Origin of the sequence: Flammeovirga sp. MY04, assembly GCF_001682195.2 — a bacterium.
GTDB lineage: Bacteria > Bacteroidota > Bacteroidia > Cytophagales > Flammeovirgaceae > Flammeovirga > Flammeovirga yaeyamensis.
This window is the reverse complement of the sequence record NZ_CP003560.2, coordinates 3447280-3473907: the sequence shown is the minus strand read 5'-3', so window position 1 is coordinate 3473907 and position 26628 is coordinate 3447280. Positions and strand designations below refer to the sequence as shown.

At 34.1% G+C, this 26628-nt stretch carries 22 protein-coding genes, 3 tRNA genes and 1 other RNA gene; 15 read left to right on the top strand and 11 right to left on the bottom strand.

The annotated features are described in order from the left end of the window. Positions 1–105: 105 nt before the first annotated feature. The gene (locus MY04_RS13880; RefSeq protein WP_158297704.1) at positions 106–2142 is read left to right on the top strand and encodes a hypothetical protein; all 2037 of its coding nucleotides are present in this window, start codon (positions 106–108) and stop codon (positions 2140–2142) included. An 83-nt stretch (positions 2143–2225) separates the two neighbouring features. Here MY04_RS13880 and MY04_RS13875 read toward each other — a convergent pair whose 3' ends face one another. The 6 genes from MY04_RS13875 to yihA all read right to left on the bottom strand — a co-directional run bounded on the left by MY04_RS13875 (position 2226) and on the right by yihA (position 4907). Next, positions 2226–3089, bottom strand: a complete 864-nt coding sequence (locus tag MY04_RS13875) for a glycerophosphodiester phosphodiesterase family protein (protein ID WP_066210453.1) — start codon at positions 3087–3089, stop codon at positions 2226–2228. Between the two features lie 61 nt (positions 3090–3150). Beyond that, positions 3151–3544: RNase P RNA component class A (gene rnpB / locus MY04_RS13870), an RNA gene on the bottom strand. Between the two features lie 350 nt (positions 3545–3894). Then, positions 3895–3968: transfer RNA gene (locus MY04_RS13865), tRNA-Asn, on the bottom strand. 13 nt (positions 3969–3981) lie between these two features. Further along, a tRNA-Asn gene (locus MY04_RS13860) sits at positions 3982–4055 on the bottom strand. Between the two features lie 23 nt (positions 4056–4078). Beyond that, positions 4079–4152: transfer RNA gene (locus MY04_RS13855), tRNA-Asn, on the bottom strand. 149 nt (positions 4153–4301) lie between these two features. Next, positions 4302–4907, bottom strand: a complete 606-nt coding sequence (gene yihA, locus MY04_RS13850; RefSeq protein ID WP_066210451.1) for a ribosome biogenesis GTP-binding protein YihA/YsxC — start codon at positions 4905–4907, stop codon at positions 4302–4304. Positions 4908–5170: 263 nt separating this feature from the next. Between yihA and fabD the strand changes: the two genes are divergently transcribed. Further along, on the top strand, positions 5171–6040 hold the full coding sequence (fabD, locus tag MY04_RS13845) for an ACP S-malonyltransferase (RefSeq protein ID WP_066210449.1): 870 nt from the start codon (positions 5171–5173) through the stop codon (positions 6038–6040). A 60-nt stretch (positions 6041–6100) separates the two neighbouring features. Here fabD and MY04_RS13840 read toward each other — a convergent pair whose 3' ends face one another. Beyond that, complete coding sequence (locus MY04_RS13840) at positions 6101–6493, bottom strand: response regulator (RefSeq protein ID WP_158297703.1); 393 nt, start codon at positions 6491–6493, stop codon at positions 6101–6103. Between the two features lie 76 nt (positions 6494–6569). Between MY04_RS13840 and MY04_RS13835 the strand changes: the two genes are divergently transcribed. From MY04_RS13835 to MY04_RS13800, 8 genes are all read left to right on the top strand, one after another. After that, on the top strand, positions 6570–7517 hold the full coding sequence (locus tag MY04_RS13835; protein ID WP_066213310.1) for a peptidylprolyl isomerase: 948 nt from the start codon (positions 6570–6572) through the stop codon (positions 7515–7517). Positions 7518–7804: 287 nt separating this feature from the next. Further along, positions 7805–8449 (top strand): TetR/AcrR family transcriptional regulator, encoded by a 645-nt coding sequence (locus MY04_RS13830; RefSeq protein ID WP_066210445.1) that lies wholly within the window; start codon positions 7805–7807, stop codon positions 8447–8449. Beyond that, positions 8446–9867 (top strand): TolC family protein, encoded by a 1422-nt coding sequence (locus MY04_RS13825; RefSeq protein WP_066210443.1) that lies wholly within the window; start codon positions 8446–8448, stop codon positions 9865–9867. Before MY04_RS13830 ends, MY04_RS13825 begins: the two co-directional genes overlap by 4 nt. A gap of 21 nt (positions 9868–9888) precedes the next feature. Continuing rightward, complete coding sequence (locus MY04_RS13820; protein ID WP_066210440.1) at positions 9889–11049, top strand: efflux RND transporter periplasmic adaptor subunit; 1161 nt, start codon at positions 9889–9891, stop codon at positions 11047–11049. Positions 11050–11063: 14 nt separating this feature from the next. Continuing rightward, positions 11064–14528, top strand: coding sequence for an efflux RND transporter permease subunit (locus MY04_RS13815; protein WP_066213307.1), 3465 nt, complete (start codon positions 11064–11066; stop codon positions 14526–14528). 287 nt (positions 14529–14815) lie between these two features. Beyond that, positions 14816–15988 carry a LamG domain-containing protein gene (locus MY04_RS13810; RefSeq protein WP_084005884.1) on the top strand — a complete coding sequence of 391 codons (1173 nt, stop codon included), beginning with the start codon at positions 14816–14818 and terminating at the stop codon, positions 15986–15988. Positions 15989–16169: 181 nt separating this feature from the next. Continuing rightward, positions 16170–16694 (top strand): RNA polymerase sigma factor SigZ, encoded by a 525-nt coding sequence (gene sigZ, locus MY04_RS13805; RefSeq protein WP_084005883.1) that lies wholly within the window; start codon positions 16170–16172, stop codon positions 16692–16694. A 134-nt stretch (positions 16695–16828) separates the two neighbouring features. After that, positions 16829–17098 (top strand): hypothetical protein, encoded by a 270-nt coding sequence (locus MY04_RS13800; protein ID WP_158297702.1) that lies wholly within the window; start codon positions 16829–16831, stop codon positions 17096–17098. A 66-nt stretch (positions 17099–17164) separates the two neighbouring features. Here the strand turns inward: MY04_RS13800 and MY04_RS13795 are convergent, their stop codons facing one another. The 3 genes from MY04_RS13795 to udk all read right to left on the bottom strand — a co-directional run bounded on the left by MY04_RS13795 (position 17165) and on the right by udk (position 19535). After that, a complete protein-coding gene (locus tag MY04_RS13795) occupies positions 17165–18112 on the bottom strand; it encodes an NAD-dependent epimerase/dehydratase family protein (RefSeq protein ID WP_066210436.1) in 948 nt (315 codons plus the stop codon). Between the two features lie 66 nt (positions 18113–18178). After that, positions 18179–18880 (bottom strand): potassium channel family protein, encoded by a 702-nt coding sequence (locus MY04_RS13790; RefSeq protein WP_066210434.1) that lies wholly within the window; start codon positions 18878–18880, stop codon positions 18179–18181. Between the two features lie 40 nt (positions 18881–18920). Further along, positions 18921–19535 carry a uridine kinase gene (udk, locus tag MY04_RS13785; RefSeq protein WP_066210432.1) on the bottom strand — a complete coding sequence of 205 codons (615 nt, stop codon included), beginning with the start codon at positions 19533–19535 and terminating at the stop codon, positions 18921–18923. 375 nt (positions 19536–19910) lie between these two features. On the opposite strand from udk, the gene MY04_RS13780 reads away from it, so the two are divergent. Then, a complete protein-coding gene (locus MY04_RS13780) occupies positions 19911–21224 on the top strand; it encodes a PDZ domain-containing protein (protein ID WP_066210430.1) in 1314 nt (437 codons plus the stop codon). Here MY04_RS13780 and MY04_RS13775 read toward each other — a convergent pair. Next, positions 21221–22003: a biotin--[acetyl-CoA-carboxylase] ligase gene (locus MY04_RS13775; protein ID WP_066210428.1), complete on the bottom strand. Its 783-nt coding sequence runs from the start codon at positions 22001–22003 to the stop codon at positions 21221–21223. The genes MY04_RS13780 and MY04_RS13775 overlap by 4 nt on opposite strands. Before the next feature lie 166 nt (positions 22004–22169). Between MY04_RS13775 and rsfS the strand changes: the two genes are divergently transcribed. The 4 genes from rsfS (at position 22170) to MY04_RS13755 (ending at position 26590) form a co-directional block, all read left to right on the top strand. Beyond that, positions 22170–22538 (top strand): ribosome silencing factor, encoded by a 369-nt coding sequence (gene rsfS / locus MY04_RS13770; protein ID WP_066210426.1) that lies wholly within the window; start codon positions 22170–22172, stop codon positions 22536–22538. Between the two features lie 33 nt (positions 22539–22571). Next, positions 22572–24626, top strand: coding sequence for an ATP-dependent zinc metalloprotease FtsH (gene ftsH, locus MY04_RS13765; RefSeq protein ID WP_066210424.1), 2055 nt, complete (start codon positions 22572–22574; stop codon positions 24624–24626). A 146-nt stretch (positions 24627–24772) separates the two neighbouring features. Next, on the top strand, positions 24773–25990 hold the full coding sequence (locus MY04_RS13760; protein WP_066210422.1) for a DUF418 domain-containing protein: 1218 nt from the start codon (positions 24773–24775) through the stop codon (positions 25988–25990). Between the two features lie 141 nt (positions 25991–26131). Beyond that, the gene (locus tag MY04_RS13755) at positions 26132–26590 is read left to right on the top strand and encodes a MarR family winged helix-turn-helix transcriptional regulator (protein WP_066210420.1); all 459 of its coding nucleotides are present in this window, start codon (positions 26132–26134) and stop codon (positions 26588–26590) included. The last annotated feature ends 38 nt before the right edge of the window (positions 26591–26628 follow it).

Below are 26628 nucleotides of genomic sequence, written 5' to 3'. Positions count from 1 at the left end.
CTCTGATTTTGGTCAGGAAACGATTCAATAATATGTGCGTTATGGGAAGTGAAACCTAAAAAAAATGTGACTCAATTTTTTTACACTCTTATACTTATTTAAAAAATGAAACGTGCATACCTAATATTATTAACCATGTTGTTGCCTATGGTGAGTTGGGCGACTGAATATTATTCCTCAGAAAGTGGGGATTTTTATACACTGAAGTGGTCGACTAATTCGGATGGATCTGGTGGGGCTGCTTTGTCTTCAGGTGATTTTAATACATCTAATAATTTTACAATTCTTGCAACAAATATTGTTACTTTACCAAGTAGTACCAATTTAACTCTAGGAAACATAACTGTTAAAGCAGGAGGAACATTGGCAGATTTTCCAAGTTCCATTGGCAATGTACAGATTGAAAACTTATTTGTACTTGGTAATTTACTATTGAACGGTGCTGATATAAATATATTAAGGATGACGAATTTATATTTTATTGGAGCATCGTCCTCATTTGTTAATACAAATGCTAACATACTTTTACAGCATTCAGGTTTGTTGTATGTTTCTAGTAGTACTACAGTAGGTACTTTAAATGGTGGTTTTATTTCAAGTGATGGACAGCTAGAAGAATTTATGGATGGAACTGACAACACTAGAAATAAATTGTTTTTACCAGTTTCAGCCTCGTCAGGAACATACTCATCAGAGATACCCTCTGAAATGGCATCTGAAACTGTAAGCATTACTTTATATAAAGATTATGTATTAACTATTGATAATACTCTTCCATCGAATTTTACTTTATCAGCTGGAACTGATGCATCTGATGAAACAAATAATGGTAGTTTAATTTTTGGCTCCAACAGTTCTGGGACAGTAACATTAGCTAATAATAATCCTTTTAATGATGTAACTGTTAATACGAATACTACAATAAATTTGGGTAGTGATTTTTATATGGGAGGAGAGTTGACATTGACGAATGGAGTTATAAATGGAGGAGGAAACCGATTTGTAATTAATTCTGGTGGTAGTATTAATAGTGCAACTTATTCAACAAGTTTAGGATCAATAGCATCTGGCGGATCTGATGCTTCTCATATTAACGGTCAAATGTCTATGACTTTTGCTACTACAGGTAATTATACTCTTTTGCCTGTGGGTGATGGAACCAATTTAAGAGAAGCAGGTGTTCAGAATTTAGCTGCTACTGCAGCACATACGCTTACGGTTACCTATAATAATACATCTCATGGTACTTCTACATTAGATCCTGGTTTAAATGAGGTAGAAGTGAGTAATGTCGAATATTGGGATATCAATGTTTCGGGTACTGATCAAACAGGTTTTGCGGAAAACTTTAAAGTGGTCATTTCCTATAATTCATCCTCGTTAATAGATGAAACAAAATCTGGTACATTACATTTATTCCATTATAGTAGTGGGGATTCTCATTGGGATTCAGAAGCAGATGGTACACATGGTGACTTTACTCTTCAGTCTAGTGGTGGTGGAGAAGGATTTATCTCTGCTCAAACGCTAACGTTTAGCCCATTTACTTTCGGAGGTGGTTCGGATCATGATTTATCTGTAGCCCTTAGTAGTTTCTCTGCTTCTCCAAATAATAATCAAGTAGACATCTCATGGTCCACAGCCACAGAAATTAATAACTCTCATTTCGATATAGAAAGATCGTCTGATCAAAAATCATGGGAGGTTATTGAAAGAGTTGATGCAAAAGGAGGTAATTCTAGTGTCAGTATTGACTATGAATTTACAGATGAGCGACCGTTACAAAATGCCTATTATAGATTGGTACAATATGATTTAGATGGTACATCAGAAACTTTTGGGCCAATTCAAGTGAGTCTTCTATCTATGGCTAATGAGTTTAATGCTGAATTACACCCTAATGTTTTTGATAGGAGTCAATCAACTAAGTTAGCCCTTGAGGGACTGACTAAAGGATCTGATATTTTGATCCAAGTATATGACCATCACGGAAACTTGGTGGTAGATCAAATCATTAAGCAAACCTCAGAAGAAAATATATTACAAGAATTTACAATTCCAGGACACTTACCTGCGGGTATGTATCACCTTAACGTAAGTTCGGGAGTAAAGATATCTCGAAGCAAATTCGTGCTTCATTAAGAGTTTAGGTAAGAGAAGTATATAACGAGTGAATTAATTGTCAAGCACCTTCACGGGTTTCCTGTGAAGATGCTTTTTTTTATTTATTTTTTTGAATTTTCAGCTTCAATAGGAAGGTCTGTAGCAATAATATCAACACCTAAATCCCAAGCTTCCTGATATTCTTTTGCACGTTGTTTTTCATCTTTCACCTTATCAGAGGTATGGAAAGTTGCATTAATACAGAAAATACCTTTTTCATGCAATGTATCTAGAAGTGCTTTATCACATAATCTCACGCCTGTAAAAGCAATCATACGATCGAAAGGAATTCCTGATGCTTTCGCTTCTTCCCAATGTTGATTATTCATGATCGTTACACTAATCATCAATTCTGGAGCTAATTTGTGGACAAGTTTAGCGTCTTCCCAATTGTAAGTGATGACAGCTGCATATTTTTCCACTTTTGCTTTACGGATAGCATCAACTATCATTTCGAAAGGAACACCTTTTTTAACATCAACAGTCAATACCGCATACCCTTTTGATGTCCATTTTAAGACCTTATCAAAACGATCAAATTTATATTTTGTCAAATTTCCGTCATCATCTTTTAGGCGAATTTTTTGAAGTTCCTTCCAAGTATAATCTCTAACACTGCCTTCGCCAGTTGTGGTTCTCCCCAATGCATTGTCGTGCATTAGAAACATCACCGAGTCCTTACTCATCTCTACATCCAATTCTATCACTGGAGCATAGATATTTTTTACCAAATGTTTAAAAGTAGGAATACAGTTCTCTGGATATTCTGGATAAGGACCTCCTCTATGTGCACTTACCAATTGTTTTGGTTGTGCGTTATAATCCATAAACTGATAGAAATCTTCTACTGATTCGAAATTCAACTTTTGAGCATAAATAGTAGTACTACCCAAAAGGAAAGTGATGAGGATAATGAGATTTTTCATTGTGCAAATAGTTTTTGATGCTAAATGAATCGCAATTCTTCAACTTATTATTAGAAAAAGAAAAATGCGTACGCCTATAAGCCGAGTTCTGTGTCGTTCATACTTTAAATACATAAAGCGATCCAACCCCTGTCATTTATCTAGACCTGCAATCACTCACAGGTTCCATCGACCTACCCACCTTATCCGATTGCTCTGTGAAGCGAGCAACTTCACTCCCAAAGGAAAATAAGGCCTATTTGGTCTTTCATCTCACAAGGTTTACCATGCCATTTGTGTCGCCACAAACGCGGTGAGCTCTTACCTCACCGTTTCACCCTTACCCGAAGGCGGTTTACTTTCTGTTGCACTTTCTGTCACTTGTTGCCAAGTGCCTTCCCGTTAGGAAGTGTGATGCTCTCTGATGCTCGGACTTTCCTCTTCAGTCTAGCTGAAGCGACAGAGCGGCGTACGCAAACACAAAAGTAAACATTATGCTTTAGGAAAGAAGGAATGTGGGGGAGAATTAAGAAATATTGTTTCTGTGAAAAGTTAGGAGATAGGAATTAGGAGGTACTGAATTGACGCTCGTTTTTGAAGTAAGAGGTGAAAGGGAAGAGGGAATTTTAACTAAGAAACTAAGAAAGTTAGTTTGTTGAGTTAATCAAAGTAAATACGAATATCATTATTTCTCCGTCTCCAACGAGGCGGCCTTGGCCCCTCGAGGACTCTCGATGTATGACAAGCAACTTTGAAAGTAATAGTACAGCGTCTACCCGTAAGCCTAAAACACAAAAAAGCCTCAACATTTCTGTTGAGGCTTTTGCTCCTCTTCTTGGACTCGAACCAAGGACCCTCTGATTAACAGTCAGATGCTCTAACCAACTGAGCTAAAGAGGAATATATTTTGTAGCTCTCCTTCTTGGACTCGAACCAAGGACCCTCTGATTAACAGTCAGATGCTCTAACCAACTGAGCTAAAGGAGAATGAATTTGAAAATATATTTTTGCTCTCCTTCTTGGACTCGAACCAAGGACCCTCTGATTAACAGTCAGATGCTCTAACCAACTGAGCTAAAGGAGAAGATTTTTCAAATTCTGCTTAAAGGATCGTTTTCCTTTAAAGCGATGCAAAAGTAGTGTGTGAATTTGAATTTGCAAAATCATTTATAAAATAAATTGCAAACTAAATTAAATAATATTGAAAATCAGACTGAAAAAGATTTTAAGAAATTATTCTTTGACAAAGTAATCGTTGATTTCATCAATATATTGAAGGATTTCTTTACATCCTTCTCTAGTTTCTGAAGATGTAATAATCATTGGAGGAAATTCTTCCCACGTCTCTTTTAACTTTCTTTTATATAAAGCAATCAATTTTGATGCTTTTCCCTGACCTAATTTATCGGCCTTAGTAAAGACAATACAGAAAGGAAGGCCTTTTTCGCCCATCCATTGCATAAAGTCTAGATCGTTTTTTAGAGGTTCATGACGGATATCCACCAATACGAAAGTATTCATCAAGTTTTCACGAGTGGCAATGTATTTTTTTACCATACGCATAAACTTCTCTCTTTCAGTTTTACTTACTTGAGCGTATCCATAACCTGGTAAATCGCATAAATACCATTCCTCATTAATCAAAAAGTGGTTGATTAATTGCGTTTTACCCGGTGTAGAAGAGGTTTTTGCCAATTTATTTTGTTTGGTCAAAGCATTAATCAAAGATGATTTACCTACGTTCGAACGTCCAATAAAAGCATATTCAGGACGGTCGGGAGCAGGACACTTCTCCACATCAGTATTACTTGTAACAAAAACGGCTTCTTTAATTTTCATGATGATTCCTTAATAATTGAAATACAAAGGTAATGAAGTCCTACTAAAGAAAGTATAGTTTGATGTCGTTTAGAGACATAAGGATCGTTAATGTCTAAGAATCATTAAGAAATGTCTATTTGATAGAATATGGTGATATCCATCAAAGCAATTGGTTTTTCATGTCATATTCTCGGTTTATATGACAAATCTTTTTCTTACTCCTTACTTAATTAACTATCTTTGCGACCGGCAAAAAAACAACAACGTTATCAATATAAATTATGAAAGCATATGTTTTCCCTGGGCAGGGTGCTCAGTTTACTGGTATGGGTAAAGACCTTTATGATGCTAATCCTAAAGCAAAAGAACTTTTTGAAAAAGCCAACGAAATTTTAGGTTTCCGTATCACAGACGTAATGTTCGAAGGAACAGCAGACGAATTGAAGCAAACAAACGTAACTCAGCCTGCAGTATTTTTGCATTCTGTAGTGACTGCTTTATGTGCAGAAGAATTTACTCCAGATATGGTAGCTGGTCACTCTTTAGGTGAATTTTCAGCTTTAGTAGCTTGTGGTGCTTTAAATTTTGAAGATGCTTTAAGTTTAGTTGCTAAAAGAGCTACAGCAATGCAAAAAGCTTGTGAAATGAACCCATCAACAATGGCTGCAATCTTAGGTCTTTCTGATGAAGATGTAGAGAAAGTATGCGAAAGTGTTGAGGGAGTAGTTGCAGCAAACTACAACTGCCCTGGTCAATTGGTAATCTCAGGTACTAAAGAAGGAATTGAAGCAGCTTGTGAAGCAGCAAAAGAAGCAGGAGCAAAACGTGCTTTACCTCTTCCTGTAGGTGGTGCATTCCACTCGCCTTTGATGGAGCCAGCAAGAGAGGAATTACAAAAGGCTATAGAAGGTACTACTTTGAATACACCAAAGTGTCCTATTTATCAAAATGTAAATGCTCAACCTCAAACTGAGCCAGAAGTAATTAAAGAGAATCTAATTGCTCAACTTACAGCTCCAGTACGTTGGACACAAACAGTACAAGCAATGATGGCGGATGGTGCGTCTGAATTTATTGAATGTGGTCCGGGTAAAGTATTATCAGGGTTGGTGAAAAAAGTAGATCGTAAAATGCCAGTATCTTCTTTATAAGAAGAAATTGTCATTATAATAATAAAGTAAATCCTTGTCACTTTAATTAGTGATGAGGATTTATGCTATAGACACTTTATTCAGAATTCCTTTAAGGTGTTTTTTATAGATAGGAGTACTCAAAGCAAACTCAGCTCCCATACTAATTAATTTTTTTCTGGCTCCTTCTAAACTATAAGGTGTAGTGCCCACAATAACTACAGAATCTGCAGCTACACGGATACTATTTACGGTTTCTTGAAACTGTGAACTCAACGTCTCAGAGTTTAGAAATACAATTTTTGTATCACTTTCTAAGATTAATTGAGTTAGATTTGCACTGTCAGATACAACAGTGATGATCATGCCCTCATCGGCCAGCATTTTTTTTAAGTAATGTGCATTAATGATATTATCATCAACCACAATTGCTTTTTGAGTAGTTGGCTTATCGAGGCTGTTTGCTAACGCCATCGTCATATTATTTATTCTTGGTTTTGAAAAAATCTATCGCTTCAAATCAATAACGAAATAGAGAATGTTTTATTATATGAATATTGAAAAAAATACAAAGAAGAAATTAATTAATTATTTATTGATTATTAGTGGGTTAACACTATTTCTTGCCGGGTGTAAAAATGGAGGCGATGGAGACTGGGAACGCAACAAAAAAGTAGAGGTAGAACCTACTTCAGAAGACCTTGATTTTTTAGTGACAATAACCACAGATTATGGTGATATGAAAGCGGTGTTATTTAAAGACACACCACTTCATAGAGAAAATTTTGTCACTCTTGTAAAGCAGCATTATTACGATAGTTTACTTTTTCATAGAGTAATGAAAAACTTTATGATTCAAGGTGGAGATCCCGATTCTCGTTTTGCAGATGATGAAGAAGATTTAGGTAGAGGGGAGATAGGATACACTATCGATTCTGAAATAATGAAAACACATTACCATAGAAAGGGAGCGTTAGCTATGGCCAGAAAAGGTGATGATGTAAACCCAGAAAGGGCATCAAGCGGATGTCAGTTTTATATTGTAGATGGACGTAGTTGGAATAAAGATGATTTAATTGATTCTAGAATCGATCATTTAAAACTGTACAAGTATTTTGAAATGATGATTCAAGAACCTGAGTATAAAAAAATTGCTACTGCTTATCAAACAATGGGGAGTAATGGGGACCAACAAGGACAAAAGCGATTAATGAGAAAGTGTATTCCAATGGTAGAGAAGAAATATGAAGTTTCGTTGATCAATCGTTTATCATCAAAACAGTTAGAAGCATATACTACTGTCGGAGGAGCACCGTTTTTAGACGAAAAATATACAGTTTTTGGTCAAGTAGTAGAAGGTTTAGAGGTAATTGATAAAATTGCAACACAAAAAGTAAATAGAAGAAATAGACCTTTGGAGAATATCAAAATGTCTATTACAATTGAAGAAGTACCCAAAACACAAACTAAAAACTATCTGAAACAGGTGGGTTTATAATCACATATTCTCATACGATAAGATTAACCTAAATAAAAAAGTTCCCATAAGTGATTATCAATTCATTAATTTTTATGATACGATAAAAACATAAGATGAATTTTTCAGTTTATAGATTGAAAATTAAAAATTAAACCTTGGAAACTTTTTTATTATTTTTGGTTTCCATACATTTGCTCTTGAAATAAAATGGACGCTAATTATTATGTTTCGATTGTTCATTTATTTTACAATAGTACATTTATTCATCTCAATAATTCACTAAAATTTAACTCATTTCAGACACAATGACCACTGATCAACTTAAAATCAGAATCATTGATGAAGCCAGAAAGCAGTTCAAGGCTTATGGTATAAAAAGAGTCACTATGTCGGGGATTTCTAACGAGTTGGGAATCTCAAAAAAAACATTGTACAACGTCTTTAAGGACAAAGAAGAAATGATAAGTTCTTCTATTGAACATCATATTACTGAGGATATAGAATATGTAGATAAGGTAACGGATGATCAATCATTAGACGGCGTTTTTAAATTGGCTAGTATATTCTTTTTCTTTTTCACTAGAATAAAAGATATCAATCCTTTGACATTTATGGATTTAAAGAAATTTTATCCAGAAATGTATCGAAAGTTCGAATGTCATAAGAAGGGTTGTTTTTTTGATTCAATGGAAAAAATCATGAGCCAAGGAATTAAAGAAAAATTCTTTTTGGAAGATATCAATGTCCCACTCTTAGTTTCTATGAGAATGTGGCAATTAGAAACAGCATTGGATACAAGTGTGTACGATCATTCAAAATATAGTGTAGAAACTATACAGCTAGAAATGTTCAAGCACTTTATAAGGGGAATCGCTACGACAGAAGGAATACTACTATTAGATAAATATCTTAAAAATTTTATCAACGAATCTCAATCATCAAACATATGAAAACAACGGCCTTAAAATGGGTCACTGTACTAACTCTGTTCTTTAGTACATCTCAATTAATAGCACAAACAGACTCTAATCAGACAGGAGATATGATGGATCTCCAAGATTGTATTGATTATGCATTTGCCAATACTGGTACAATCAAAAATGCTGTTATCGAGCAAGGAATTTCTCAAGCAAAAGTAGGTGAAATTATCTCAATGGGTCTTCCTCAAATTGATATGGAAGGTCAGCTGATTAATAATGCGAAAATTCAAAAATCGTATGTACCTGGAAACACTTTTGACCCGAATGGAGATCCTAATGAAACTATCGGTTTAGAATTCGGTACTCCATTTTTATCAAATGTTCAGTTAACTGCTAATCAATTACTTTTTGATGGTACTTTCTTTATCGGTGTAAAAGCGGCGAAAGTATATAATGAACTTTCTGCAAAAGAATTGATTCGATCAAAAATTGATGTAGTAGAAGCAGTTACTCAAGCTTACTATTATGTTTTAGTTCAAGAAGAATACCTTGAGTTGATCAATAGAAATAAAGAAATTCTAGAGGATCTTTACAACGAAACGAAAGCGACTTACGAAGCGGGTATGGTCGAAGAAATTGAGTTCAATAGAATTGAAGTAACTTATAACAGTATACTTATCCAACAAACACAATTAGAACAACTTCAGATTATTGCTAAAAAGCTATTGAAGTTTCAAATGGGTATGGATATCAACGCACCTCTTCAATTGGCTCAATCTTTAGAAGACTTCAGAGATTTTATTGTCACTCCAACAGATTTAGCAGAGGCATCTAGAAGAATTGAATATTCAATCATGATGACAAATATCAAGTTGAATAACTTTGATATTAGAGCGACAAAAGCTGAATATTGGCCTAAGTTATATGCTTTTGGTAATTATGGTGTCAATACAGCAAGTACTCAGTTTACTGATTTATATGGGCTTACTGGAGATTTCTTATCTGTAGGAGTTTCTCTTTCTTGGAAGATTTTTGATGGTTTCAACAGATCAAAAAGAATCGAGCAAAAGAAATTAAAAGGCCAACAGTTACAGAATACAAAAACTGATTTAGAACGTCAGATTTCTATCGAACAAGAACAATCTAGAATTACATACGAAACAAATCTTTCTACTTTGAACTTACAAGAGAAGAATATGAATGTAGCTGACAAGGTGTACACGAATACTCAAGTGAAGTTCAAAAACGGGGTAGGTTCCTCTTTAGAAATTACGACTTCTGCTCAAGATTATCAAACAGCAGCCAACAGTTTCTATACTTCTTTATATGATGTTTTGGTAGCAAAATTAGCCTTCGAAAAAGCGAATGGCCGTTTGTTAAACTACATCGAAAGCGAGGATAAATCTAAAGATGAGGAAACGTTGCAAAAACATAATAAAGGAAAATAATCACAAGAAATAGATATAATCATGTTATTGAATAAATATAAAAAAGGTATTGCTCTTATTTCACTTGCAGGTGTATTGGTTGCTTGTGGTGGTAATGAACTAGAAGACAAGAAAAAAGAGCTTCATCAAAAGCAAGATGCTTTGGTGAAACTTGAAAAAGAAATAAAGGATCTTGAAACAAAAATTGAAGAAATTGAAGGTCCGAAAGAAAGTAAAGTAGTACTTAAGCCTGTAACAGTATTTAATGTAGAAGCTTACACTTTCCGTCACTTTGTAGATGTTCCTGGCGACGTAATCTCAAACAGAAACGTAGTAGTTGCTCCAGAAACTACAGGACGTATCGTAAGAAGATTTTTCGAAGAAGGTGCTTATGTTAGAAGAGGACAAAGATTAGCAAAATTGGATGTTGAGATTCTTCAAAAGCAAATTGAAGAAGTAGAGAAATCCCTTGAATTAGCTGATATCATGTACGAAAAGCAAAGTAAGCTTTGGGAACAAAATATTGGTTCTGAAGTACAGTATTTACAAGCTAAGAATAATAAAGAATCTCTTGAGGCTAAATTGGCTAGTTTAAAAGAGCAAGAAGCTAAAGGATATATCATTGCACCTATCTCAGGTAAAATTGATGAAATTTACATGAAAGAAGGAGAGATGGCACCTGCTGGACAGCCATACGCTAGAGTGGTAGATATCAATAATGTTGAAGTAGTTGCAGAGGTTTCTGAGAAATATAGCCGTGATGTTAAGAAAGGGGATGAGGTAAACGTAAAGTTCCCTATGCTTGATTTCGAAAAAGCCATGAAAGTAAATGTAGTTGGTCAGACTATTAACCAAACAAACAGAACATTCAAAATCAGAATGAAAATGAATGAAAAAGGTTTGGATGTTAAACCAAATACAATGGCAGTAGTTACTATTAATGATTACTCTAAAGACAACGCTGTCGCTATTCCTTCTAACTTGGTTCAAAAAAATACTCAAGGGGAAACTTTCACTTACATTTTAACTAACGATGGAGGTAAGAAAAACATCGTGAAAAAAGTTGAAATCAAAACAGGTAAATCATACAAAGGTAAAACAATGATTACCGAAGGAATTTCTGCGGGTATGGTAGTAATTGATAAAGGTTACTCTGAAGTAGTTGTAGGAGAGGAAGTTCGTGTTGTAGACTATAAAATCTAATCTAAATAATGGATATGGAGTCAAATTTTAATAAAAATAGTAACGATCAGCAAGACGAAAAATCAAAAGAATTTGGTTTAAGTTCTATGTCGATCAATAACAGTACGTCGATTTTTATCTTGACCATCATTATTGCTGCGTTTGGATTAGCTTCGTATATCGGAATGCCCAAAGAGCAATTTCCAGAGATCAAGATACCAATGGTGTATATTAGAACAATGCACCCTGGTAACTCTCCTGTAGATATAGAATCTTTAATTACGAGACCTATCGAAAAGGAATTGAAATCAATGAAAGGAGTAAAGGAGATTATCTCAACTTCTGCTCAAGATTTTTCTGTAATTACGGTAGAATTTAATGAAGATGTAGAAACATCAAAAGCTGTTCAGGACACTAAAGATGCTGTAGATAAAGCCAAAAGTGAATTACCAACCGACTTGGATCAAGATCCAGATGTTCAGGAAATGGACTTCTCAGAGATTCCAATTATGGTAATTAACCTTTCAGGTGATTTTGAAATTCAAAAACTGAAAGATTATGCAGAAGATCTACAAGATGATTTAGAAGAATTCCGTGAGGTATCTCGTGTGGATATCACAGGTTCTGTAGAAAGAGAGATTCAAATTAATGCAGATCTTTATTCTATGGACGCCATGCAAGTGGCCTTCTCAGATATTTCGGATGCGATATCAAGAGAGAACGTTACTATGTCTGGTGGTGATGTGAAAATGGGTAATGGTTTCAGAAGAGCATTGCGCGTTGACGGTGAGTTTAAGCAAGTAGAGGAAATCAGAAATGTTATTGTCAAATCTGAAGATCAGAATACGATTTACCTTAAAGATATTGCAGATGTTGAAGATAGTTATGTGGAAAGAAAATCATATGCTCGTTTAGCAACATCTGATTTCTCTGATAAGGGAGCTTACCCAGTAGTATCATTAAAAGTAGTAAAAAGAGGTGGAGAAAACTTAATTGCTGCAACTGATAAAATCAATGAATTATTAGAGCAAGCAAAATCGTCTTACTTACCTCCCAACTTAAATATTGTGATCACGGAGTCTCAATCGAAAGAGATGAAGAACTCATTAACTAACCTAGAAAACTCAATTATCTCGGGTATGATTCTAGTGGTTATGGTACTTCTTTTCTTTATGGGACTAAGAAACGCCTTGTTTGTAGGTGTTGCTATTCCTATGTCGATGTTCCTTTCATTCTTGATCTTGAGTGTAATGGGAGTGACCATCAACATGGTAGTATTATTCGCATTGATTCTCGCCTTAGGTATGCTGGTGGATAACGCTATTGTAGTTATCGAGAACATTTACCGACTGAGGGAACAAGGATTGTCGAGTAAGCAAGCGGCTAAACAAGGTACTGGTGAGGTAGCATTAGCCATTATCTCATCAACAGCAACAACATTAGCTGCATTCGTTCCTTTAGCTTTTTGGGGAGGTATTATGGGTGAGTTTATGAAATACTTACCGATTACTTTGATTACCGTATTGACATCCTCTCTATTTGTTGGTTTAGTGATCAACCCAGTGATCGCTTATCGTTACATGAAAGTGGATGATGCAGATGCATATAAAACGATCAATAAAACTAAGGTAACTGTTGGTTTAGTACTATTTGGATTAGCTATTCCTGGTTATTTTGTAGGAGAAACTTATTTACTAGGAAACCTTTTGATGGTTGGTGCATTCATCGCTTTAGTAGATGGTATCCTTTTAAAACGTTTAGCTTATTTATTCCAGAATGTTATCCTTGCAAGATTAGAGTCAGTTTATCTTAAAACCTTAAACTACGCTCTAAAAGGGAAAAGACCATTCTTTATTCTTGGTGGTAACGTGATCTTTTTAGTTCTTTCCGTAATGTGGTTTGGTGCTAGATTAGGTTCTGGTAACGTAGAAATAGAATTCTTCCCTGGATCTGATCCTAGATATGTCTACATGTATGTGGAGGCTCCTCAAGGTACAGATGTGGAAGAAACGAATAAAATTGCTTTAGATTTAGAGAAACGTTTATATAAAGAGCTAGTTCCTTATAAATCAATTATTGAATCTATTGTAAGTAATGTTGGTGAAAACACAAACGATCCTCAAGATGGAGCAGGTAATACTGTAACACCAAACAGAGCACGTATTGCAGTAGGTTTTGTTCCTTACGAAGAAAGAGGGGATTTAAGCTCTAAAGATGTGAAAGCACTTTGTGAGCAAATTGCTAAAGAAATCCCAGGTGTTGAAATCGTAACGGACAAAGATCAGAATGGACCTCCAACAGGTAAGCCTATCAATATCGAATTATCAGGTGATGAATATTTAGTATTGATCAATGAAGCCAACAAAATGAAGGCATTGATTGAGCAATCGGATATTGAAGGTGTAGATAAATTATCCATTGATATTTCTGTAAGTAAGCCGGAGTTATTAGTGAACATCGATAGAAACAAAGCCAGAAGATTTGGAGTTTCTACGGGTATGTTAGCCAATAACATGAGAATTGCGATTTACGGTCAAGAAGTATCTAAATTTAAAGATGGAGAGGATGATTATCCAATTCAATTGAGATTAAAAGATCAGTATAGATATGATCTATCTACTTTACAAGATCAAAGAATTACGTTTAGAGATAATAAAGGACAATTCCATCAAGTGCCAGTTTCTTCTGTAGCTGCTATGGATTATAGTACTACAGTTGGAGAAATCAAGCGTAAAGATTTGGAAAGAGTAGTAACACTTAGTTCAAACATCACTGAAGGTTACAATGCTCAACAGGTTGTAGATAATGTAAAGACTTTATTGGCAGATTATAAAATGCCTTCTCAATACAAATATAAATTTACTGGTGAGCAAGAAGATCAAGCAGAATCAATGGCCTTCTTATTGAAAGCAATGATGATTGCCGTTTGTGCTATCTTCTTGATATTAGTATCACAATTTAACTCATTTGTAAAACCATTCATTATTATAATATCTGTATTGTTCAGTTTAATTGGTGTATTACTTGGATTGATTTTAACGAATTCATCATTTGTAATTATCATGACAGGTATTGGTATCATTTCATTGGCAGGTATTGTAGTAAACAACGCTATTGTTTTGATCGACTGTGCGGATCAACTTGAAGCAGCGAAGAAGGAAAAAATGGGTATAGATCCAGACGATCGTCTTCCATTTAAAGAATACATCGAATGTGTTCAGAGAGCAGGTTTTACTCGTTTACGTCCGGTATTGTTAACAGCAATTACTACCGTATTAGGTTTGATTCCTTTAGCTACCGGTATGAACATCGACTTTATTGGCTTATTCGAAAGCTTTAACGCCGATATCTATTTTGGTGGACCTAACGCAGATACTTGGGGACCAATGGCATGGACCGTAATTTACGGTTTAACATTCGCTACTTTCCTTACTTTGGTGGTAGTACCAGTAATGTTAACGTTAACTGAGAGAATAGTGAACGTGATGCGTGGTAAATAAGAAAAGAAATTAGTAGACCAGTAATTTAAAAACCTAATCAAATGAATTTTTGGTTAGGTTTTTTTATTCTGACATAGTAAAAAATATAAACATATAGATTTTTGTTTTGATTATTATTAGATAAAGCGTGTTACATAAAATATTATATCATAAGTATTTTGTAAGTCTAAATAAATTACTGTATTTGCCTTCGATTCAAAAAGATTATAACTACTTTTTTAAATTAATCTTTTAAGTGAACATTTTTTTATGCTATACAGACTAGCTTTAACTTTTTACTAAAAACAATGAAATTTCATTTTATTAAAATTATGACATTAGTGTCCCTAATGTCTTTGCTTTTTTCTTGCTCAGAAGAAACGTCTAATCCAAACCAAAAAGTATCATTTTCATTTGATGTTACTGACAGTTCGTCAAGAGATTCTTTGACACCAACTAAAGTAATTGTTTCTATAGAACAAGATGGTGATGAGATTAAAAACTTAACTTCATTAGAATTGTATAATTCTAATGGCTCTTACATTTCAGAAGAATTGGAATTGCCAGGGGGAGATTTTTCAGTGACTGAATTCCTTGTAACTGATGATAGTAACTCTATTATTTACTTAACTCCTAAAGTAGGTTCAGACTTTGAAAATTTTGTAACTACTCCTCTTCCACATCTATTTAATGTAGAGAGTGAAGAGTCTACTATTGTTGTGTTAGATGTAATTGATGCTCAATTAGCTTCATTAGAAGAGTTTGGTTATTCTTCGTTTACCTTCAACATAGTTGATTATTTTAAAGTAGGTTTACAGCTTTATTTGTCTTTTGACGGAGGAGTTGTTGCTGATTCTAGTACAAATAATCATGTATTTACTTCTTATGGAGATGTACAGTTTTCAACAGATAGAGATGGTGTTGAAAATAATGCAATTTCTTTTGATGGAGTCGATGAATACATTTCAATGAGTAATTCATTAGTAAAAGACTATGAAAAATTCACATGTTCTGTTTGGTTAAAACCTGACAATTTTGATGTTGAATATGTAGGTTTCTTTAATCAAAGCCCTGACTATTATGTGAGTGAAGATGGAAATAGGGATCAAGTAATAGGTTACTTTACTAGAAGTAAGTATCATCCAACTTATGGAGGTTTTGGATGGACAATTAACTTCCAAGATTATTCGTGGCTCGATACTAGATTTGTTTATGATGATGAACCAAATAAATGGGTGCATTATGTGTCTACGTATGATGGTGAAGTATGGGTAAATTATATTAATGGCTTTGAAATTAGTCGACACGAAATAGAATCAAATAAGTTGTTAGGTAATTCTTACCCATTAGAAATTGGTAGAACAAGAGCATTTCCTTCAACAGGTCTTTTAACTAAATATTATAAAGGCTCAATGGACGAATATAGAGTATATGATAGAGCATTATCAGAATACGAAGTATATCAACTTTATAAAAAATAAATAGAAAAGGCTGTCAGTAAAATGACAGCCTTTTTTAATTATAATCAATTGATTATTTAAGAGTTATTACCCTTTTCAATTTCACCAATCAAAAAACTTTCTATTTATTGCGTCTTTCTGATAGTTTATTCGTCTATCTATTCAAGAAATAATTTTTCGTCGATTTAGAATACATAAAGACATGATGAATACACAACAAGTATGGAATACATTCAAAGGTGATTTGCACAGGTTTATCAAATTTAAAGTAAATGATACTTCTGTAGCGGATGATATTCTTCAGGATGTATTTATAAAGATCCATAGCAATCTAGATCATTTAAAAGATGAAAAAAAACTGAGTAGTTGGGTCTATCAATTGACTAGAAATACCATTATTGACTACTACAGAAAGAAGCAATTGCTTTTTAAAGATGTGGAAGGGATGGAAAATCAATTTTTCATAGAAGATAGTCCAGAAGACGAAAGATATTGCAAAGAATGTGTTCGTCCGTTTATTCTTGAACTTCCGGAAGATTATAAAGATGCTATTCTAAAAATTACATACGAGAATATTTCTCAAAAAGAGTATGCTGAGAAAAATGGTTTGGCTTATTCTACAGTGAAGTCTAGAGTGCAACGTGGGCGCGACCAGTTAAAAAAATCTTTTGAGACATGTTGTGTTGATAATCAAGGAGATAATGAGTGTTGTTCGGATAGAAATTAATTTTTTTTCTTTTTCCTGCGTCTTTTTTAAAAAAGCCCGTCTCTTAGTGTGAAAATCATTTAATCATTAAGTGAAGTTGATCAGCAAAGCTTAGCACTTGAGTTTTAACTCGGGTTTAAAATCTATACAAAGTCATGAAAGAATCTATCAAAGAATGTTGCGAAAAATATAACTGCACTTGCGAAAAAGACGCTCAAGGAAATTGTGTATGTACTTGTGAAGAGTGTAAAGATGCAACTTGTACTTGCAAATGCGATAAAGACGGTAATTGTATCTGCGAATGTGATTGTGAGGAATGCAAAGACGAGAATTGCTGTGGTGGCGAAACAAAATTTACGATAACAAATGAAGAAATAAAAGAAGGAATTTTTAGTAACTGTTGTGATAATTCAACTTGTTGTTAAGTTTTTAAATATAAGAAAAAAGGCTTTAGTCTCATCATTGTGAAACTAAGCCTTTTTCAATTTATGTTATACCAATTCTCCTTTATTTAGAAGGTTCTTTCTCGCTTCAATAACCAATTTTAAACCTTCTTTCAAGGGTGTAAGGTCACGACCAAGAATACCTTTCATTTTTTCAATATCAGGTTGTCTTCTTGTCATATCACCTTCTTTAAGCGGATCTAGGTATGCAATTTCTGATGAAGATCCTGTTGTCTCAATAATGATTTCCGCAAGTTCTTTGATACTTGTGATATGATCATTACCAACATTAATTACATCATTAACCATCAAATTCTCTTCAAGCATTTTGATTGTAGAATCAACATTGTCTTTAATAAAGCAGAATGTTCTTGTTTGAGACCCATCACCATAAATTGTAATAGGTTCATTTCTCAATGCCGCATCAATAAATTTAGACATTACAAAGTCTGTACTTTGTTTTGGCCCATACGTATTGAAGAAACGAAGAATAGTATAATCTAAATCAAATTCTTGTTTGAATGATTTGCAATAGGCCTCACCCACGTTTTTTACGATAGCATAAGGTAAACGTGAATTTAGTGGAGTAGTATGTTCGTGTTGTGGTAAATGAACAGGTTCTCCATATACTTCTGATGATGATGAGTAGAATACTCTTTTTACACCCGTATTTTTTGATAACCTCAAGACATTTTCAATACCTTGAATATCCTCCAACACCAATACAGGGTTGGCCAATGTTCTCTTCACACCAACAACCGCTGCATAATGAAATACAAAGTCAAATTTATAGGAAGTCATGATCGCCGCTATTTCTTCATAGCGATTCACATCACACTTAATAAATTTACAGTTAGGATGATCAGGTACCTTCCAAGCTTCGCCTGTGAGGAAGTTATCAACACAAACAACAAAGTTATTGGGGTTTTCTAATAAACGGTCAGCAATGGAACTTGGTACAAATCCAGCACCGCCGGTAATTAAAAATTTATTCATAAGTTTACCTATCTAGTGGGTCTATTAAATTAAAAAATCAGTAATGCATATTACGAAAGTACCAAATTAATTATTGATATCTATGAACTTTTGGATATCAGCTTTTTTAGCAAGAATAACGAGTCTATCACCTTTCTGAATGGTAGAATTGACCTCTTTGGGATGTCGTATCAAATGATCTCTAAATTCTACGAAACCTAATGCATTTACTTCTTCATGAGTTCTTCTTAATGCAATAATTTCTGCATTAAAAGTTCCCTCTAGATCTAAATCATCAATAAACTTACCAATTGTTCTTTTCGGAGCTAAAACTTCTACAATTTCGTGTTCATCGGGAAGCTGCATGAAAGATTGTATCTCTGGATTGAGGATCATTTCTGCAGTCATTTTACCCACCTCATCTTCGGGGAGAAGAATTTCGGTCACGCCAAGTTTTTGTAAAATCACTTTTTGTTGTTCACTCATCGCACGAGCAATGATACGTTTTACTTTCATTTCGAGAAGTAAAACGGTGGTGAGTAATAGACCTTCTACATTTTCGCCAATAGCCACCAAAACAGCATCCATTTCGGTAATAGATTGTGATTTGAGCGACTTCACGTCTGTAGAATCTAGCGCAACGGCGTAAGCAACGTCGTCTTTAATTAAATCGACAAGTTCTAATTCTCTGTCGATGGCCATCACTTCGGCTCCCAATCCTGCAAGGTTTCTTGCAACAGAGGAACCGAACTGACCTAGGCCAATAATAGCATATTTTCCTTCGGGCATAGTTTCCTGTAATGAAAAATTCAATCAGAAAATTAAACCCTTAAATTTTTCCAAGCAAGAATGTTTTAACAACATCTAGTGCAACATCGAAATTTCTGTCATTTCTTACGATAATATCCACATTTTCTTTGTGTGGTTTGATATAATTCTCGTAAGCAGGCATCACGTGATTTTCATATCTGTACAAAACATCGTTGATATCGTACCCTCTTTCCACGTTATCTCTTTTGATTCTACGACTTAGTTTTAGGTGTGCTTTTGCCTCAATGAATAGTTTCAAATCGATAATTTCTAACACTCTTGGGTCGTGGAATACGAAGATACCTTCAAGGATAATCACTTTCTTTGGAACAAACGTGAGCATCTTTGGAGTAGCACTAGCATTATTGAAAGTATATTCTTGAATTTGTACCTCTTCACCATTTTTAAGTTTGGTGATATCTTGGTAGAATTTCTCTAGATCAATTGAGTAAGGAGTGTCAAAATTTTTAATCCCTTTTTTGTCCTCAGGTTGTTTGTCTTTATCAATGTAGTAGTTATCCTGAGAAACAGTACATACGTTTTCTTTTCCAATGAGCTTGGTAAGATTTTTAATGAAAGTAGTTTTTCCAGATCCACTTCCGCCGGTGATACCGACTATAAAGGCTTGTTCCATTTTCTTTTTTATGTGATTAAAGAGACAAAAATAAGCAATTGATATAATTTAATCATAACTCTTAAATATTCATTAAATAAATAATTAGAAATATTAAATCGTTGATTTTTAGTTGGGTAATTGATTTATACGAAGAATTGCATAAGTAAAAATACCTACTTTTGGGTATTGATGTGCTTTACTGTATCAGCTACTTTTGTTATACTATGATTTTTTTACCTCGACTAATGTTTTTCCACAAGTGGAAAAGTTACTTTTGTGTATCACGACTTACTTTAAAACAGATTATCAAAAAATAAAGGAGACCTTAAGGTTTCCTTTTTTGTTTAAGTCTTTATAAATCATTATATTAAAGACAACACCACTAACATTACTATGAAAACCAACGTATCAAAAATGATGTTGTTGGGAATGCTATTTTTGATAATTTCACCAACCATACATCAAACCATTGCACAAGAGTCAAAAGCACATTTGAAAAACCTCGTTTTCGAAAATGAGAGAAGTAACTATGTGCAAATTCCATTTGAACTTATCAATAATTTGATGATCATTTCTGTTGTGATCAATCAATCAGACTCTTTAAAATTGATTCTTGACACAGGAGTGACCTATCCCATTATTAGTGATCCTAATGTTGTTAAATCAATAGGCTTTGATCAAAGAAGGGTGAGAGAAATTGATATTAAAGGCTGGGGAACAAAAAAAGATATTATAGCTTATCATTCTTGGGGTAATACGGTTAATTTAGATGGTATTGTGGGATTAAACCAGGATATCATTTTTGCTAATCATGATATTTTGCTGCTATCAAAAAATCTGGGAATGCACGTGCATGGACTTATTGGTGCGACTATTTTCAATCATTTTATTGTGCATATTGATTATATCAAAAAGAAAATCACTTTGTATGATCAAGATTTTTACGCTAAAAAGAGAAGAAGTAAATTCCATAAAAGATATGATAAGTTTCCATTGGAGGTCAATAAAAATAGAAGCTACATAGTATCAACAGCTAAAAAACAGGGAGAGGAAACCACTTATAAACTAAAGTTACTAGTTGATACTGGAGCAAGTCATGCTTTATCGATTTTAGAAAAAGAGAACTCGCCTATGCGTGCTTCTGTTCAAGCCATCCGGGATCATTTGGGAGTTGGAATAAACGGAGACCTTTATGGAAAAGTGAGTAAATTGGATCTTTGGAAGATAGGTGATTTCATTATTGAAGATCCCATTGCAAAATACCCAGATTTTGATGTTACTCATTTAAATAAAATAGGAAAGGATCGCCATGGAAGTATAGGATCTGAGATTTTACGAAGATTTTCGGTGGTTATTGATTACAAACACCAAGAAATATTACTAAGAAAAAATAGAGATTTTAAACAGACTTTTCAATACAATCTTCTTGGACTTGATTTTATAAAACCATTCCCTCAATTGCCCTATTATGAGGTTTCTCAAATAAGAGATGCATCTCCAGCATCAAAAGCTGGAATACAAAAAGGAGATCGTTTACTCAAAGTAAATGGTACTTCGGTGAGTGCTTTATCTATGGAAGAAGTAAGAAAATTATTTAGAGGTAAACATGGACAAAAATTATCACTTGGAATCGTAAGTAATTCTGGAGAAAGTAAAAAACTCACGCTAACTTTAGAAGATCCTTTTAAATACGAAGCAAACGATTAATAAAGATGTTTTATCTCTTTAAAGCCATAGTGTTTTACTTCTTTATCGTCCGTCATAACAGATAAACAACCATTTTGATTTACCCCAATGATGTGTCCGTAAAACCTTCTTGGAACCTGATTTGGAATTCTTTCTTCAAAATACCCTTCTTCTTGATACCAAAACAAATGATCGTAATATTCTCTTTTAAGAATTTCCAATTTATTGTTTTTAAGCTGATCGTATCTAAAATCTAAACGTTCCAAAAGCGATTCAGTCACCGTTCTAAGATTAAAGATTCTATCGGTTAAGAGGAATAAAGAAGTGGCAGAAAAATTACCCGAAAAACCTGTCTGATTTATGTTTAGGCCAATGCCAATAACAGAGTGCGAAATATTTTTTCCGACAATATAATTCTCAAACAAAATACCTCCTACTTTCTTATTATTGATAATTAAATCGTTTGGCCATTTAATTTTTATGTCTTCCCCGTTCAATACTTTCGAAAAAGTATCAAAAACTGCCAAAGAAACTGCTATATTTAAATTGAATTGTTCTTGTGCTCGGAGAAAGTTGGGGTGAAGCAGAAATGATAAAGTGATATTCTTATCAGATTCACATTCCCAAATATTTCCTCTCTGTCCTCTTCCATTGGTTTGAGCAGAGGTTACGACAGTAGTTCCTTCAGCTAATTGATGTTGGGAAACTAGGGTATTTAGGTGGTCATTTGTAGAGTGACAACTAGGCACATATATGACACTTTTACCGATAATAGACGTATTGGCAGAAATTTTATACAACTATTTATTACTTTTGTTTAGAATTGACCTAATATGACAATTCTTATTATTTGAGTATTGATTTTGCAGTACAATTATACAAGAAAGAATATATAAATTACAAATCGACTTTTGTCGACCTAATAATTAAGAAAAAAATTTGAGGAAGTATCCTTAACAAGATAATATGAGTAAGAAGAACGTAAATGTAGAGGAGTTAGCACACATCGTTGCTAAAGGGATGCAAGAGAAAAAAGCTCAAAATATAGAAATATTAGATTTAAGAAAAGTAAAGAATGCCGTAACAGATTTCTTCGTAATTTGTACCGCATCTTCTGATACTCAATTAGACGCAGTAAAAGACAGTGTCGAAAAAGAAGTAAAAGATACTGTAGGAGAAAAACCTTGGGCTACTGAAGGTAAAGGCTCTGACGGTTGGGCTTTGCTTGACTATGTTACAGTAGTAGCACATGTTTTTCTACCAAAGAAAAGAGAGTTTTATGCTCTAGAAGAACTTTGGGGAGATGCTAAGGTATTTAAATTACCTACCGAATAAGAATTAATAAACACTTAAGATCATAGTTTTCGAATGGATCAAAAACAGAGGAACACGCCTAAAAACCCAATGCCAAAGGGAAACAACTATCAATTGTGGATTTTATTATCCTTAATTTTAGTGGTTTTAGGTTTGGCATACTTTAGTAACAAAAGTGGGGCTACCGAACCAACAAACATTAATGAATTCAAGACAATGCTGAAAGACGGCGACGTAGAAAAAGTCGTTGTTCTCAATGATAAATGGGCAGAAATCTACTTATCAAATGAAGCATTAAAGAAAAATAAATACAAAAAACTTCAACAGGAGAGAAGTCCTTTGAGTGTTGTAAAACGTGAGCCAAACTACCGTTTTATGATAACTTCAGGGACAGCATTTGAAGAAAAAATTGATGAGCTTCAAAAAGATTTTCCAGAAAATAAGAAAGTACAGTTCTTAGTAGAAGAAAAAGAAAGCTTTACCACATGGTTTATGAGTTCTGGTTTCCTACTAGTTCTTTTATTCGGTTTCTGGTTCTTGATGAGAAGAATGGCTACTGGCGGTGCTGGTGGACAAATTTTCAATATTGGTAAATCAAAAGCTCAAATGTTTGATGCCAACCACATGAAAGTAACTTTCAAAGATGTGGCAGGTTTAGATGAAGCAAAAGAAGAGGTAGAAGAAATCGTCGATTTCTTGAAAAACTCAAAGAAATATACAGACCTAGGTGGTAAAATTCCTAAAGGTGTTTTACTAGTAGGCCCTCCAGGTACAGGTAAAACATTATTAGCAAAAGCAGTAGCCGGAGAAGCAGGTGTACCTTTCTTCTCAATGTCAGGTTCTGACTTTGTAGAAATGTTTGTGGGTGTAGGTGCAGCACGTGTACGTGACCTATTCAAACAAGCTAAAGAAAAAGCGCCTTGTATTATCTTTATTGATGAGATTGATGCTATCGGTCGTTCAAGAGGCAAGGGTTCTATGCCGGGTTCAAATGATGAAAGAGAAAACACATTGAACTCACTTTTAGTAGAAATGGATGGTTTCGGTACAGATTCAGGAGTAATTATTCTTGCAGCTACCAACCGACCAGATGTATTGGATAACGCCTTAATGCGTGCGGGTCGTTTTGACCGTCAGATTTCTGTAGATAAACCAGATATTAACGGTAGAGAGCAAATCTTTAAAGTTCACTTAAATCCAATCAAAGTATCGGAAAATGTGAATGCAAAAGAATTGGCTACTCAAACACCAGGTTTTGCGGGTGCTGAGTTAGCGAACGTTTGTAACGAAGCTGCACTAATTGCTGCAAGAAATAACAAATCAGCTGTAGAGATGGACGATTTCATGGCAGCAATTGATAGAGTAATTGGTGGTTTAGAGAAGAAAAATAAAATCATCTCTAAAGAAGAAAAGAGAATTGTTGCTTACCACGAAGCAGGTCACGCGGTGACAGGTTGGTTCTTAGAACATGCCAATCCTTTAGTGAAAGTAAGTATCGTTCCTCGTGGTGTTGCTGCATTGGGTTATGCACAATACCTACCAAAAGAACAATACTTAAATACTACAGAAGAAATGATGGACGAAATCTGTATGACATTAGGTGGTCGTGCAGCAGAAGAAATCATCTTCGGTAGAATTTCAACTGGAGCATTAAGTGATTTGGAAAGAACAACCAAAATGGCTTACAGCATGGTGTCTATTTATGGTATGAACAACGAAATTGGTCATTTATCATTCTACGATCCAAACCGTAGCGAATTTAGTTCTAGACCATATTCTGAAGCTTTAGCGGAGAAGATTGATGAGGAAGTGAAAAAGTTAATCGAAGGTGCTTACCAAAGAACACTTGATTTATTAAGAGAACACGGTGATGCTTTAGAGAAACTAGCTCAACAACTTTTAGAGAAAGAAGTATTGTATCAATCAGATTTAGTAAAACTCATCGGAGAAAGACCATTTGATAAGAAAACGATTTATCAAGAGTTTACTGAAGAAGCAGAAGAGAAAAAAGCGGAAGTTGAAGCTGAACAGGCTCAAGTTGAAGTAAAACCTTCTGAAGAAAACACGACGGATACAGAGCAAAAGCCTGATACTACAGAAGAAGTATAAGGTAATTGTCTTAAAAATATAAAAAGGGCTACAGAAATGTAGTCCTTTTTTTAATGCCCGCTAAAAATCACTTTTTATCTATAAATAAATACTTTACTTGCGACGGTAAAAACTAAACTTACGAAATTAAATTACTTCGAATTGAAATGAGTAGCGTACTAAATAAAAGAATTGAGGTCATTGATGTCCTAAGAGGATATGCTGTCATGGCCATTATGTTAATTCATAATATCGAGCATTTTAACTATTATCATTATCCAGATAAATCCATCAATCCAGATTGGTTGAATACGTTAAACGCTGAAGTTTTCCATTGGATGTTCTTCTTTTTTGGAGGTAAAACCTATTCGATTTTTGCCTTACTATTTGGGTTTACCTTTTACCTTATGTATCAAAAACAAAAAGAAAAAGGGATTGATTTTGGGCCTAGGTATTTGTGGCGATTGTTATTATTGGTAGGTTTTGCCCAATTTAATGCCGCCTTTTTCCCTGGTGAAGTACTTTTACTCTATGCTGTATGTGGTGTTTCCTTATATTTTATGAGACATCTATCGAATAAATCGTTACTCATAATCGCTTTATTCTTTTTAGCACAACCTTACGAAATTCTTCATTTTATATATATCAAATTAGTACCTACATACGAAGTCGGAAGTCAATTATTTGTTCCATTATGGAAGTCGAGCATGGAAGTCGTTAAAAATGGCACTTTCTGGGAGACGGTCAAAAGTAACCTTACCGATGGACAAGGATTTTCTTTCCTATGGGCAGTAGAAAATGGCAGGGCAGAACAAACGATAGGTTTGTTTACTTTAGGGTTCTGGATAGGGAAAAAAGGCTACTTTAGAGATGAGTTTATAGGCGGTTGGAAAAAAGTCTTTGTGATCTCTATTATTGTCATGATTCCATTATTGTACTTAAAAGATATATTTCTTACTAAGCAAGAAGCTCTTGCGATAAAACGAACTTTAGGAGTTATTTTCGATATGTGGTGGAAGTTAAGCTTCACCTTTATATGGATTTCCTTAATTGTGTGGCTATATCAATTTAAAGCGGTGCAAAAAGCGACTAAAGTAGTAAAGACATATGGTAGAATGAGTTTAACCAATTACATCACTCAGTCCATTTTTGGAGGTATTATCTATTTCGGATATGGATTCCATTTAGCCGATACTTGTGGAGTGGCATTTAGTTTATTAATTGGATTTGTCTTCTTATTCTTCCAAATGTTTTTCTGTCACCTTTGGTTGAAAAAGTATAAACAAGGACCATTTGAAATGTTATGGCATAAATGGACTTGGGCACCAACTGTTTTTACGAAAGAAATCGATTCAAATAAACAGCATTCAATTAGTTCTAACTAAGCGAATGATCAAAATAGATTATTTGAATTCTCTATAAATAATACAATTTGTTTAAACAAAATTTGATATTCTTGGTATTATTAGAAAAATATCATTTATTGCGAGTTAACATATTTTGTTCAAACAAATACTTCCTTTGTCATGTCGATTGAAAAAGATATAAATCAGAAAAATTTTAAAGACGCTTTTCAGAAAGCCTATATCAATTTAATGTTTACCAATAATTGGATGCTTAACCAAACTAAATCTTGGTTTAAGGAACACGGAGTAACTCATCAACAATATAATGTGATGAGAATACTAAGAGGTGCTCATCCTAAATGCATGAATCCGGGAAGTATTAAGGAGGTAATGATTGATAAAAGCCCGGATTTAACCCGTCTTATTGACCGATTGATTGAGAAAAAATATGTTCAAAGAGAAACGTGTGGAAGTAATCGACGAAAAGTAGACGTGATTATTACTCAGGAAGGATTAGATAAGTTGAAGCAACTTGATCCACTAGAGGACGAGATGAAGAATATGTTTAATAACCTAACTGATGAGGAAGCAGAGACTTTAAGTAATTTGTTAGATCGTCTGAGAGGTTCAGTGGCATAGATAATACATATACATTGATGATATAAAAAGCTTGTTAT